Origin of the sequence: Pseudomonas sp. Bc-h (assembly GCF_002080045.1) — a bacterium.
Classification (GTDB): domain Bacteria; phylum Pseudomonadota; class Gammaproteobacteria; order Pseudomonadales; family Pseudomonadaceae; genus Aquipseudomonas.
The window spans coordinates 19,189-32,207 of the sequence record NZ_MUIN01000020.1 but is presented as its reverse complement, the minus strand read 5'-3'; the positions used below and the strand labels follow the sequence as shown (position 1 = coordinate 32,207).

The window sequence follows — 13,019 nt, the reverse complement described above, 5'->3', positions numbered from 1 at the left end:
CTCTGCGTGGTGACGCCGCCTTCGGCGCTCTGCGCCGGCGTGCGCTGTGACGCGGAGCGTCACGGGATGCATTCCCACGCAGAGCGTGGGGACGATCATTCCGAGGATGAGGCGCTGTAGCAGCCCGGCTTGCCGGCGGTAGCGATCTTGAGCACCTCACCGCCGGCAAGCCGTGCTGCTAAAGGGGATGGTGTTGCGCCAGGCGATTCAGTGATCGTTCCCACTCTCTGCGTGGTGACGCCGCCTTCGGCGCTCTGCGCCGGCGTGCGCTGTGACGCGGAGCGTCACGGGATGCATTCCCACGCAGAGCGTGGGGACGATCATTACCGCCCACAAACCCTGTAGCCGTCCGGCTTGCCGGCGGTGGCATATTCAGCCGTGCTGCTACAGATCTGGTGTGCATCGATGGCTGCGCACTGCCCAAAGTATTTAGCAAAACTAAACACCCCACGTTGAATCCGGTCTTTCGCGCCCGGACCCGTTTTCCATAATGTTCTCCTGTCGCTGGCAGCCCGCTTCTTGATCGTGGGCTTCCGTCCGTCAGCGCATGAGGAGAAACGATGATCGATGTTCTAGTCATAGGCGGCGGTAACGCGGCGCTGTGCGCAGCGCTGATGGCGCGGGAGGCTGGCGCCAGCGTAATGCTGCTAGAAGGCTCGCCGAAGGTCTGGCGTGGTGGCAATTCCCAGCACACGCGCAACCTGCGCTGCATGCACGATGCGCCGCAAGACGTGCTGGTAGACGCCTATCCTGAAGAAGAATACTGGCAGGACCTGCTCAAGGTAACGGGCGGCCTGACCAACGAAAAGCTCGCCCGTATCGCCATCCGCGCGTCGTCTACCTGTCGCGACTGGATGCGCACCCACGGCGTGCATTTCCAGCCGCCGCTGTCCGGTGCGCTGCACGTGGCCCGCACCAACGCGTTTTTCATGGGCGGCGGCAAGGCGCTGGTCAATGCCTATTTCCGCAGTGCCGAGCGCCTTGGGGTGCAGATTCGCTACAACGCTCAGGTCACCGATATCGAGCTCGAAGACGGCCAGTTCGTCGCCGCGCATATTGCTGAACGCGAAGTCGATGGGTCACGCCTGCCAGCGCAGCGTATCGAAGCGCGAAGCTGCGTGCTGGCCGCCGGTGGGTTCGAATCCAATCGGGAATGGCTGCGCGAAGCCTGGGGCCAGAACGAACGCGGCGAGTGGCCCTCGGATAACTTTCTGATCCGCGGCACCCGCTTCAACACCGGCGTGTTACTGCGCCGGATGATCGATCTGGGCGCCGACATTATCGGCGATCCGACGCAGGCACACATGGTGGCAATCGATGCCCGCGCCCCCCTGTATGACGGTGGCATCTGCACGCGTATCGATTGTGTTTCGCTGGGTGTCGTGGTCAATCGCGAAGGCCAGCGCTTCTACGACGAAGGCGAAGATTTCTGGCCCAAGCGCTATGCCATCTGGGGTCGACTGGTGGCCGGCCAGCCTGGCCAGCAGGCGTATTCGATCATCGATCAGCAAGCCATCGGTCGCTTCATGCCTCCGGTGTTTCCTGGCACCCAGGCTAATTCGCTGGCCGAGCTTGCGCGCAAACTGGGGCTACCGGAAGCGACCTTCGTCGACACCGTGGAAAGCTTCAACCGCGCGTGCCAGGTCGGCACCTTCGACCACACCGCCCTGGACGACTGTCATACCGAAAATCTCGTACCCGCCAAGACTCACTGGGCGCGTCCGCTGGTCAAGCCGCCGTTCTACGCCTACCCGCTCAAGCCTGGCGTGACGTTTACCTATCTGGGGTTGGCGACCGATGAAACGGCCGCCGTGCACTTCAACGGCAAGCGCAGCCGCAATCTGTTCGTCGCCGGAGAAATGATGGCGGGCAACGTCCTGGGCAAGGGTTACACCGCCGGCATCGGCATGGCGATCGGCACCGCGTTTGGCCGTATTGCCGGTACGCAAGCGGCCGCTTCGGCAGGCTTCGGTCCTTCCACCGTGAATAGGGAATGGCAACATGCAGCTGTTTGATCCCGCTGCGCCGGGTGAACTGATCCCGGTGCTCAATCTGCAGGAAAGTGAAGTTCAGCGGCAGATGACCATCTGCAACGCATGCCGCTATTGCGAAGGCTTCTGTGCAGTATTTCCGGCCATGACCCGACGTCTGGAGTTCGCACAGGCCGATATCCATTACCTGGCGAACCTCTGCCACAACTGCGGGGCCTGCCTGCACGCCTGCCAGTACGCAGCGCCTCACGAGTTCGCGGTCAATGTGCCCAAGGCCATGGCGAAAGTCCGGCTCGACACCTACGCCGAGTTTGCGTGGCCCCAACCACTGGGCAAGCTCTATCAACGTAACGGCCTGACATTGGCGCTCGCCAGTGGCGCTGGCCTGACGCTGTTCCTGTGCCTGACCCTGTTGATCATGGGTAATCTGTTCAGCGCCGTGCCCGGCGGCAACTTCTACGCAATCTTCCCGCACAACACGCTGGGACTGATGTTCGGCAGCGTCTTCGGTTTCGCGGTGCTGGCGCTGGGCGTCGGCGTCAGGCGTTTCTGGCGGGAAGTCACGCCCGGGGAAGCGTCGGCCTCGGTGAAGACCTCTGCAGCCCTGGAAGCCACCGCTAACGTTGCGCAGTTGAAATATCTGGATGGCGGACATGGCCAGGGCTGCAACAACGAGGACGACAAGTTCACGTTGTGGCGCCGCCGCTTTCATCACCTGACCTTTTACGGTTTCATGCTGTGTTTCGCCGCCACCGGCGTCGCCACGCTGTATCACTTCCTCTTGAACTGGCACGCGCCCTACCCGGTCCTCAGCCTGCCCGTGATGCTCGGCGTCGCGGGGGGTATCGGTCTTCTGATCGGCCCAGCCGGCCTGCTGTGGCTGAACCTGCGTCGTCACCCGGATCACGGCGACGCCGAGCAAAAGCCCATGGACCGCGGCTTCATCGCGCTGCTGCTGGCCCTGAGCGTCAGCGGTCTGGCCTTGCTGGCGTTTCGTGAAACCGCGGCACTGGGCCTGTTGCTGGCGCTGCATCTGGGGTTCGTCATGGCGTTCTTTCTGACGATGCCCTACAGCAAGTTCGCCCACGGCATTTTCCGCAGCGCCGCGCTGCTGAAGTTCTCCATCGAAAAACGCCAGCCCAATCCGATCAACGCCGGTAGTGATTAACCTCGACCGCATAGACATTGCGGCCTTCATTCCAATAACAAGACCGAGCACAGCCAAGCCATGATGAACACACACCCTACGACCCAAACCAAAGCGGCGAAATTCGCCGCCATCGTGCGGGTCACCAGCGGCAACTTTCTCGAACAGTTCGACTTCTTTCTGTTCGGCTTCTATGCCACTTACATCGCTCAGACGTTCTTCCCGGCGACCAGCGAGTTCGCCTCGCTGATGATGACCTTCGCCGTGTTCGGCTCGGGTTTCCTGATGCGGCCGCTCGGCGCCATCGTGCTCGGGGCCTATATCGACAAGGTGGGCCGCCGCAAGGGCCTGATCGTAACCCTGTCGATCATGGCCTGCGGCACCGTGCTGATCGCGCTGGTTCCGGGGTACGCCAGTATCGGACTGGCAGCACCGTTTTTAGTGCTCTTGGGACGCCTGTTGCAAGGTTTCTCGGCGGGCGCGGAACTGGGCGGCGTTTCGGTTTATCTGGCTGAAATCGCTACCCCGGGGCGCACCGGCTTTTACACCAGCTGGCAGTCAGCCAGCCAGCAGATCGCAATCATCCTGGCTGCGGCACTGGGCTATGGCATCAATGCCTGGCTGGACAGCACACAGATCGCGGCATGGGGCTGGCGCATTCCGTTTTTCATCGGCTGCGCGATCATCCCGTTCATCTTCGTCATCCGCCGCTCTCTGGCGGAAACGGAAGCGTTCAAGGCGCGCACTCATCACCCGAGCGCCAGCGAAGTCTTTCGCTCGATGCGCGATAACTGGCGGACCGTGCTGGCAGGCGGCTTGCTGGCCTCGATGACCACCACCACGTTTTACCTGATCACGGTTTATACCCCGACTTTCGGCAGATCGGTGCTGCACTTGAGCACAACTGACAGCCTGATCGTGACCCTGTTCGTGGGCCTGACCAACTTCATCTGGCTGCCGGTCGGCGGCGCGATTTCCGATCGCATCGGCCGGCGTCCGTTGCTGCTCGGCATTTCGTTGTTGTGCATCTTCACGGCCTATCCGGCGATGCACTGGCTGGCCGCAGCAGCGAGTTTCGAACGGCTTCTGGTCGTGCTGCTGTACTTCTCGTTCTTCTTCGGGATGTACAACGGGGCGATGGTCGCAGCGCTGACCGAAGTCATGCCGCAGAACGTGCGCGTGGTGGGTTTCTCGCTGGCGTTCAGCCTCGCGACCGCGATCTTCGGCGGCTTCACGCCAGCGATGTCTACCTTCCTGGTACAAAGCACAGGCGATAAGGCATCCCCTGCCTACTGGTTGATGTTCGCCGCTGTGTGCGGGCTGTCGGCGACACTGGTGCTGTACCGTCGACAGAAATCCTGGGTGGCCAAGTCCGCTTGACCGAAGATTGAATCTGCGGCGCGACGAATCGGTCGTGCCGCGCTCAACGCCCTCCTTCGGCCAGCCCCGGCAGATGACGCATGTTTCACTTTTTCCCCGACGCGACCCTGTGCTTTCATCGAACGGTGCCTGAACGTGAACGGCTCAATGGATGTCCACTTCGTGTTACCCAACCCAGGAGAAAGTCATGCTCAAACGTCCCCTCGGCAACACCGGTCTGAACATCGCGCCACTGGTATTTGGCGGCAACGTGTTCGGCTGGACCATTGACGAGAAGACCAGCTTCGCTGTGCTCGATGCGTTCGTCGACCACGGCTTCGATGCCATCGATACCGCTGACGTCTATTCGGCCTGGGTCCCGGGCAACAGTGGCGGCGAGTCGGAAACCATCATGGGACGCTGGCTGAAACAACGGCCGGGGATACGCGACAAGGTGACGATCTTCACCAAGGTCGGCTCGGAAATGGGATCGCCGGAGAAAAAGGGTCTATCGAAACGCTGGATCCTTCAGGCCGCCGAAGATTCGCTCAGCCGTTTGGGCACCGACCATATCGACCTGTACTTCTCGCACTGGCCCGATCCACAGGTCACCCACGAAGAAACCCTGAGCGCCTATGCCGAGCTTCGCAGCAGCGGCAAGATCAACGCCATCGGCGCGTCCAACTACGACGCGAAACTGCTGGCCGAGGCTTTGAAGGTTGCCCGCACCAACGACCTGCCGGCGTATCAAGTCATCCAGCCGGAATACAACCTGTCCGACCGCTCGAGTTTCGAAGGGGATTTGTGCGATCTGTGTGTCGCGCAAAACATTGGCGTGGTGACCTATTTCAGTCTGGCGTCTGGGTTTTTGTCCGGCAAATATCGGTCAAAAGCAGATCTGGGCGGCAGCAAGCGCGGCGACCGGGTGGAGAAGTACCTGAATCCGCAAGGTCTGAAATTGCTTGCTGCACTCGATGCCGTGGCAGCTGACCATGGCGCGAAACCTGCGGAAATCGCGCTGGCGTGGTTGATGGCCAGCCCAGGCGTAACCGCACCGATTGCCAGCGCCACCAGCGTCGAGCAAGTCGCAAGCTTTGCCAAGGCAGCGAGTCTGAAATTGACGGCGGAGCAGATGAAGGCGCTGAACGAGGGGTTGTGAACCTCGCGCACCGGCAAGGTCCCGCGACATGAGCTTCCGAACGCGGTTGCCTTGTGGGGCATACAACCATTGAACTGCACATGCAGTTCCCTGAGGGAGGGAGCTTGCTCGCGCAAACGTCAGTCCAGCCACTGCCATAGCGACTGATTCACCGCCTTCGCGAGCAAGCTCCCTCCCACGCTGCATGCGTGGTGCCACCTGGATCTGTGTCCTGGACCCTGCTCGGTGAAGGATCAAGGCGCAGACCTGAGCAGGCTACCGGGCCAACAGTCTGGCGTAGTTGTCCAGATCGATATTGCCGCCGCTGATGATCACGCCCACGCGCTGGCCCTTCAATTCACTGGCCATTTCTCGCGCCGCCGCGAAGCCCAGGCAGCCGGTCGGCTCTACCACCATCTTCATGCGCTCGGCGAAGAAACGCATCGCCTCGACCAGTTGTGCATCGCTGGCGGTGAGGATGTCGTCGACGTCGCGCTTGATGATGCCAAAGGTATAGTTGCCCAGATATTGGGTCTGGGCGCCGTCGGCAATGGTTTTCGGTGTATCGATCTTGACGATGTTGCCGCTGCGAAGCGATTGCTGCCCGTCGTTGCCGGCTTCAGGCTCCACGCCGTACAGCTTGCAGTTAGGTGCCAGCGCACGGGTCGACAACGCCGAGCCGCTCAGCAGGCCACCACCCCCGAGACAGACGAACAGCGTGTCCAGTGCGCCGACTTCTTCGAACAGCTCCTTCGCCGCCGTGCCCTGCCCCGCGAGGATGTCCGGGTGGTCGTACGGCGGAATAAGCGTCAGACCCTGCTGCTCGGCGAGCTGCCGGCCGATGGCTTCACGGTCTTCGGTGTAGCGGTCGTAGGTCACCACCGTCGCGCCATACTCTCGGGTGGCCGCGACCTTGGCGGCAGGCGCGTCGAGGGGCATGACGATGGTCGCGGGGATGCCCAGCAATTGTGCCGACAGCGCGATGCCTTGAGCGTGATTCCCTGAAGAGAACGCGACAACGCCGTGCTTGCGCTGGGTCGCATCGAACTTCGACAAGGCATTGAACGCGCCTCGAAACTTGAAAGCGCCCATGCGCTGGAAATTTTCGCATTTGAAGAACAGCTCGGCGCCCAGTTCGCGATCGACCGTGCGCGAGGTCAGCACCGGGGTCTTGTGGGCGTGGCCTTCGATGCGCTGAGCGGCAGCGACCACGTCGTCATACGTCGGAAGCACAAGCGTTTGCATGATTACCTCAATGGAATAGGCGGATAGGCCTCGCAGGCGAGGTCGCACATAAAACGACCGGTATAGTCGGCCACTGACGCCCGTACGTCCAGATTTCCAAAGGGCTCCCATCACGGCCGCTGGCCTGGGGCTTTGCCACCACCTCCCCACAGACTCGATGCCTCCCCCGTATATCACAGGGATGCGAGAACCCCGTATTCACTGACTTTGTAGTCACGAATCGACCTTTGTGTATTGGAACTACAAAATATGTAGTGATCGAAAATAATCACTACAAAATGGTTGACGAAGGTTTTTCGTAACGGCATAGTTCAAGCGTCTCCCCGATCGGGAGAGCTGGCAAAAGTATTCCGGGCCCGTTTGACGTAGCCGTTGAACAACCTCTGGATGTGGGCTGCCCACAAGGCAGATTGACGAAGCTGAACCGGCATGATCGAGCCATATGGGCCGAGCGCTGGCGATACGTCCTCATGACACTTGTGGCCGACCACGCAGAAGTCGCCAGTGTCCTCATGACGTCCGCTGATCCTCTCCCTGGTTTCGAACCATCCCGTAGCAGCTTCTTCATTCCACTACATCCATAACGCCCGGCACCGGCTCTGTGTACCGACGGACCTTGTTTGTCAGCGTGTGGAAGGACTGCGGATCGATGGACGATTCGCCATTACGTTTGAACTAACCAGATAGATTAACGAACAGGCAAAAAAGGGGTATCCCATGATGAATCTGAACAATCAACCTACCATTGATCAATTGGCTCGACTGTTCGCGGCGCAGAAGGACTCCCTCGATAGCCACATTCTCTGGGTCTGTGAGAAAGGTGATGTGCATATGGACGGCCTGGGTGCGTGCACCGAGGAGCAAGAGTTCGTCGAACAACACCCGCACATGCGTGCGCGGCTGAAGATGTACCGCAAAGGCCAGGGCTATGTCGGCAAGAAGGCAGCTGCCGACAAACAGTTCCTGGGCCAGGTACTCGACACCCTGAGCAGTGAATGGGGCAGCGCGCAGAAAGAGCCTGGCATCCATGTGATCGACAAGCTCTGCTAAGCCTTGTGCAAACGCCGCCGATGCTCCTCGCGCATCGGCGGCGTTTTGCTGTGTGGCACGCGCAGATCCAATTGACTTGAACTTGCCCTGTTCGCGCCCTTCCAATCCATGCAGGCCGCAAAAACGGCGCTGCTTCTATCCTCGGAACAGCCAACGCCTCAGTGCGTAGAAGGTGCCGCAATGGATCTGGATCAACTCAGCAAACACATCAAGGCCGGCGAAATCGAAGAGCTCGACCTGGTGTCCATCGAGGGCGGCTCGTATGTGATTCACGCCCGCATGAACGGACAGTCCCACGCCGTCAGCAGCCCCAAAGGCGGCGTGCTGCACGTTGCCTCGGTAGACGAGGCTCGCAAGTGTCTGTCAGCGATGAAAGAAGTGCCGCTGTTCATCGTGCATCCCGTTGTTTACGACGAAATGGTGGGCCATGCTGAGAGCGACAAGACGGTTTCACGTCAGCCGATTCCGTTTCGTTCAAGCCTTTGATCGCTAGACTGGCGCGGACGCCTGCTCTGTCGTGATCGCTTCACGCACGGCGTCTCGCTCGCTGATGCGCGCCTGATAGGCGGCGAGCGATGACCACCGCGCGATATCGATATCGAAGAACGGCAGCCACTCCAGCACCGCGAACAGATACGCATCCACGGCGCTGTAAGCCTCGAGCAGGTACGGTTTGTCGGTCAGTGTGGTATCGAGGAAATCCAGGCGTTTGAAAAAACGCTCGCGCAAGACTGCCTTGACCGGCTCCGTAATGGCCGCATTGAACAGCGGCGCACTGCCGCTGTGAATCTCGGTGGCAATGAAGTTCAGCCATTCATTGAAACGCACTCGCTGCCAGCTGCCGATTACGGGCGCCAGACCCGCTTCAGGATGCAGGTCCGCCAGATACTGCAGGATGGCAGGCCCTTCAGTCAGCACCTCACCGTTATCCAGCACCAGCGCGGCAACGTAGCCCTTGGGGTTGATCGAGCGAAAATCCTTGCCGTCAGCGGTGCGTTTGGTCTGATTGTTGACCCGGATCAACTCGAATTCGATGCCCGCTTCGCGCAGCACGATGTGGGGGGATAAGGAGCAGGTCTGAGGGGCGAAATACAGTTTCTTGGAGGTTCCCGGCGGTGGATGACGAAACAAATCTGCCTCGCAGACTGCCCGTCAATCCCCGGCCGGTACACTTACGATCCCAAAGCCGGTCATTACAGCGGCTTATGACGACGCCACATAGCTACTCCAAATAGCTACTCCAAATAGCTACGCCACGGCCGACTCGTCGGCGATCACCAGCGTCGCGCTGACCACATCGAGCAGTGACCTGATTGCGGTCGATACGCCCCCCTGCTGCGAGCAAACCAGACCAAACGTCCGGTAGACAGGATGCGCCAATTCGAGGATTTGCAAGCGAGCGAGATTCGTGGGCAGCGTCGACGCCGGGACGATCGCCATGCCCTGCCCGGCTTCGATCAACGCGTAGGCCGTGCTCCAATCGCTGACGGTCATGCGGATGTCGCTCAACCGCAAACCCGCCTGGCTGACGAGCGTCTGTCCGTGCAGATGACAACCACCGGTGGCGACAATGAACGGCTGGTCGACGATGGCGTGAATATCGACTGTCGCGCCTGCGACATGCCCTGCAATGCGCTGGGCCAGGGGCGCCGCCAACACCCAGCGATCACGTCCGAGCATCACTGCCCGGCGCTCAGATGAGGGGTTCATTACCACGCCGACATCCACGCTGCCAGAATCCAGCCAGTGCTCGACTTCCTCGTCGGTGCCGTGCAACGAAATGACCTCTACGTGCGGGTGCAGCCGCTCGAAGGCCTGCAGGATCGGCGGCAGCAGCTGCGCGAACACCGAAGGAAAGCTCGCCAGTCGGATGCGCTGGGTATCGGCGGCCCTCGCAGCGTGGGCCACGTGCTGAATGGCCTCCAGCTCAGCCAGCATTCTTCTCGCGTGCCCGATCACCTGCTGCCCGGCTGCGGTGACGGTGGTGGTACGCCGGTCACGCACGAACACCTTGATGCCCAGTGCATCCTCCATCTGCGAGATGGCCTGGCTGGCGCCCGATTGAGTGATGCCATATCGCTCGGCAGCCCGGGTCACGTTCTCGGCGTCGGCGACGGCCACCATCAGCCTCCAGTGCATCAGATTCATCATGGGCAGGCGTCCTTTGGTGGGTCAGCGGCTCAACGCTGTGCCGGGTTGATCAACGCGGTGAGCACGTGATCGGCCCACTCGCCATTGATCTTCAGGTAGGACCGGGCAACACCTTCGCGCTCGAAACCCAGCCCCCCCAACACTCGGGCGCTGCGCTCATTCTCCGGGCGGTAATTGGCCATGATCCGGTGCAATTGCAGATCGTCGAACACGTAAGCGATAGCGCAGCGAAGCGCCTCGGTCATCAGCCCCCTGCCCTGCGCATGCGCCGCCAGCGAATAACCCAGATGACAGGCCTGAAATACGCCGAGGACGATGTTGCTGAAATTGCATTCGCCGATCATCTCGCCGCTGTCGCGCTCGCACACCAGCAGATGCAGGCAGCGCCCGGCGAGGCGTTCGTGCTCAACGTAACTGATCCGCCGAATGATGTTTTCAATGTCGTAGAAACTGACCGGGCGCGTGGGCTGCCACGGCTGAAGGTGTGAGCGGTTATGAACGTTGTACGCGCGAATCTGCGCCGCGTCGCCACCCAAGGGCGGGCGCAGGATCAGACGGTCTGTACTGAGGCGGATCAGCTGCGGTTCGGCAATGATGTCCATCCTTCCACTCCATGGTTTGCGATCCGACAAACCCGTAAGCCGTTTCTTCAGCCTGGCCTAGAACGCCAGTTTGTAGCCGATGGCGCACAGCATGACGGCCAGGCACGGACGCAGCACCGCGTCGGGAATCCGGCCGGTCAGATGGCTTCCCATGTAGATGCCCGGTAACGAGCCCATCAACAGAAAGCCCAGCATCGACCAGTTCATGTTGCCCATGCTGGCGTGGCCAAGGCCTGCAATCAGCGTCAGTGGCACCGCGTGGGCGATCTCGGTGCCGACCAGCCGGCGGGTGTCGAGAAACGGATAGAGGATGAACAAGGCGACAGTGCCCAGCGCACCGGCGCCAATGGAGGTCAGCGCCACCATCACACCCAGCACGACGCCGGTCAACACGGTCAGCGTATTAAGGCTCTTGTCGCTCAAACGATAATGATCACCGGCATGGCGATGGGCGAATGCCAACAGGCGCTGCTTGAAGAAAATCGCCAGCGCGGTCAGCAACAGGACGAAGCCCAGCGCCTGTTTGATCACCGAGTTCATCGCTTCGGGCGCGGTGTGCAAACTGCTCAGAAACCATAACGTCAGCCCCGCCGCCGGGACGCTGCCCAAGGTCAGCCAGCCGGTGATACCCCAGTCGATGTTGTCGTTCTTTTTGTGTACCAGCACACCACCGCTCTTGGTGATGGCGGCGTACAGCAGGTCGGTGCCCACGGCAGTGGCCGGGTTGATACCGAACCAGAGCAGGATCGGGGTCATCAACGAACCACCGCCGACACCGGTCATCCCGACGATGAAGCCGACCAGCAAACCTGCAACGACGAAACCTAAATTGCCAAAATCCACTGTTAAGCCCAACCAATGCACGGACGCGAAAAAACTGGCGGGCAGAATAGCGATTTTTCGTCTAAGGACTGCAGATTTTCTTATAAAAACGTAGATCGAAAAGATCTATGGTTATAACCAAACCCGCGCTGTCATCGCATTCAAGGCTCGCCATCCCAGTATTCCAGCGTGCTCTGCGGGCGCTGCACAGCCGTAAAGGCTCGTGCGCCATTGATGGTCACCATCGCCTGGTACTTGCCGGAGTCAGGGTACTCGCAGACCTCCGGCGTCTCTCGGGTGCTGATGGACAGGTATTTGAGCGGGGCATCCGAGGTGTTGATGATCTGGTGCGGGTACTCGGGGCCAGGAGGGATGAACACCACATCGCCGGTCTTGATCGGCAGCATCTGCCCGGCGACACGCAACGTCCCCTGCCCCTCGATGACCACGAACATTTCTTCCTGCGCGTAGTGAAAATGGTAAGGGCAGGAACGCTTGCCAGGCGCCACGATGTCCACCGAAGCGCCGAGTTTCTGCGCCGCCGTGCCAGTCCCCAACCGGGCGGCCTGGCTCTGATAGAGCGGATCGCGTCGTTCGTCCTGCAGCGGCACTTCATTGAAGTTGCGGATCAGGCGCCCGGCCAGCGCGTCAGAGGATTCGCTCATGATTGACTCCAGAGGCAGCAAGTGCCAGTACGCTCAGCGCTTGGCGACGATGAATAACCGCGGAAACGGCAGCAACACCGTGCCATCCGGGAGCGCAGGATAGGCCTGGCTGATCGCCTTCAGGTAGGCATCGAGAAAGGCCGACTGTTCGCTCGCGTCCAGTTTTTGCAGATACGGCCGCAGCGCCGAGCCCTTGAACCACTCCACCACGGCCTCGTGCCCACCGGCCAGCGGGTGGTGGTAGGTGGTGCGCCAGACGTCCACTTCAACGCAGTGGGGTTGCAGCAACTCATAGTAGTAAGCGGCGGGATGACGGTCAGGGTGTTTGACCGAGGCGATCTTGCTCGCCCACGGGCCACTGGCAGCGATTTCACGGGCGAGCCGGTGCGCAGGCTCTTCGAGGTTGTCCGGCGTCTGTACCGCAAGGCTGCCACCGGGATTCAGCCGACCGACCAGGCGTGGATACAGCTCGGCGTGATCGGGCACCCATTGCAGCGAAGCGTTGGCCAGAATCACGTCGTAGGTGCGGTCGGGGTTCCAGCTGCCGATGTCGGCCAGTTCGAATGACAGACGCGGCAGGCGCTGACGGGCATCGTTGAGCATGTCCTCGGAGCTGTCCATGCCCGTGATCTGCGCATCGGGAAATCGTTCGGCCAGCACTTCGGTGGAGTTGCCGGGGCCGCAGCCCAGATCGATGGCGGTCTTGACCTGCGGCGTGGGGATGGCGGCGACCAGATCGCGAACCGGCCGCGTACGCTGCTGCTCGAACATCGAATACTGCTTGGCTGACCAGCTCATCAGGCATTTCCTCTCAGGGTGAAAAGCGTGGCGATGAGGGTAAAGCCTGGC

13 protein-coding genes are annotated in these 13,019 nt (G+C 60.8%); 6 read left to right on the top strand and 7 right to left on the bottom strand.

The window, feature by feature from the left end:
• The first annotated feature begins 560 nt into the window (after positions 1-560).
• The 4 genes from tcuA to BWR59_RS31205 all read left to right on the top strand — a co-directional run bounded on the left by tcuA (position 561) and on the right by BWR59_RS31205 (position 5,656).
• Positions 561-2,015, top strand: coding sequence for an FAD-dependent tricarballylate dehydrogenase TcuA (gene tcuA / locus BWR59_RS31220; RefSeq protein WP_081569527.1), 1,455 nt, complete (start codon positions 561-563; stop codon positions 2,013-2,015).
• The gene (gene tcuB, locus BWR59_RS31215) at positions 2,002-3,159 is read left to right on the top strand and encodes a tricarballylate utilization 4Fe-4S protein TcuB (RefSeq protein WP_081569526.1); all 1,158 of its coding nucleotides are present in this window, start codon (positions 2,002-2,004) and stop codon (positions 3,157-3,159) included. The genes tcuA and tcuB overlap by 14 nt, the downstream gene beginning before the upstream one ends.
• A gap of 60 nt (positions 3,160-3,219) precedes the next feature.
• Positions 3,220-4,518, top strand: a complete 1,299-nt coding sequence (locus BWR59_RS31210; protein WP_081569525.1) for an MFS transporter — start codon at positions 3,220-3,222, stop codon at positions 4,516-4,518.
• Positions 4,519-4,705: 187 nt separating this feature from the next.
• Positions 4,706-5,656: an aldo/keto reductase gene (locus BWR59_RS31205; RefSeq protein ID WP_081569524.1), complete on the top strand. Its 951-nt coding sequence runs from the start codon at positions 4,706-4,708 to the stop codon at positions 5,654-5,656.
• A gap of 255 nt (positions 5,657-5,911) precedes the next feature.
• Here the strand turns inward: BWR59_RS31205 and BWR59_RS31200 are convergent, their stop codons facing one another.
• A complete protein-coding gene (locus tag BWR59_RS31200; protein ID WP_081569523.1) occupies positions 5,912-6,880 on the bottom strand; it encodes a threo-3-hydroxy-L-aspartate ammonia-lyase in 969 nt (322 codons plus the stop codon).
• Between the two features lie 720 nt (positions 6,881-7,600).
• Here BWR59_RS31200 and BWR59_RS31195 point away from each other — a divergent pair.
• Both BWR59_RS31195 and BWR59_RS31190 read left to right on the top strand, forming a co-directional pair.
• The gene (locus BWR59_RS31195; RefSeq protein WP_081569528.1) at positions 7,601-7,930 is read left to right on the top strand and encodes a hypothetical protein; all 330 of its coding nucleotides are present in this window, start codon (positions 7,601-7,603) and stop codon (positions 7,928-7,930) included.
• A gap of 180 nt (positions 7,931-8,110) precedes the next feature.
• Entirely contained in the window at positions 8,111-8,416 is a 306-nt protein-coding gene (locus tag BWR59_RS31190) for a DUF6482 family protein (RefSeq protein WP_081569522.1), read from the top strand.
• A 3-nt stretch (positions 8,417-8,419) separates the two neighbouring features.
• On the opposite strand, the gene gstA is transcribed toward BWR59_RS31190, so the two are convergent.
• The 6 genes from gstA to tam form a co-directional block, all read right to left on the bottom strand.
• A complete protein-coding gene (gene gstA / locus BWR59_RS31185; RefSeq protein ID WP_081569521.1) occupies positions 8,420-9,061 on the bottom strand; it encodes a glutathione transferase GstA in 642 nt (213 codons plus the stop codon).
• A 117-nt stretch (positions 9,062-9,178) separates the two neighbouring features.
• Entirely contained in the window at positions 9,179-10,081 is a 903-nt protein-coding gene (locus tag BWR59_RS31180) for a LysR family transcriptional regulator (RefSeq protein WP_081569520.1), read from the bottom strand.
• A gap of 29 nt (positions 10,082-10,110) precedes the next feature.
• Entirely contained in the window at positions 10,111-10,683 is a 573-nt protein-coding gene (locus BWR59_RS31175) for a GNAT family N-acetyltransferase (protein WP_081569519.1), read from the bottom strand.
• A 57-nt stretch (positions 10,684-10,740) separates the two neighbouring features.
• A complete protein-coding gene (locus BWR59_RS31170) occupies positions 10,741-11,526 on the bottom strand; it encodes a sulfite exporter TauE/SafE family protein (RefSeq protein ID WP_081569518.1) in 786 nt (261 codons plus the stop codon).
• A gap of 140 nt (positions 11,527-11,666) precedes the next feature.
• Complete coding sequence (locus BWR59_RS31165; RefSeq protein WP_081569517.1) at positions 11,667-12,170, bottom strand: cupin domain-containing protein; 504 nt, start codon at positions 12,168-12,170, stop codon at positions 11,667-11,669.
• Between the two features lie 33 nt (positions 12,171-12,203).
• Positions 12,204-12,968 (bottom strand): trans-aconitate 2-methyltransferase, encoded by a 765-nt coding sequence (gene tam / locus BWR59_RS31160; protein WP_081569516.1) that lies wholly within the window; start codon positions 12,966-12,968, stop codon positions 12,204-12,206.
• Between the last annotated feature and the right edge of the window lie 51 nt (positions 12,969-13,019).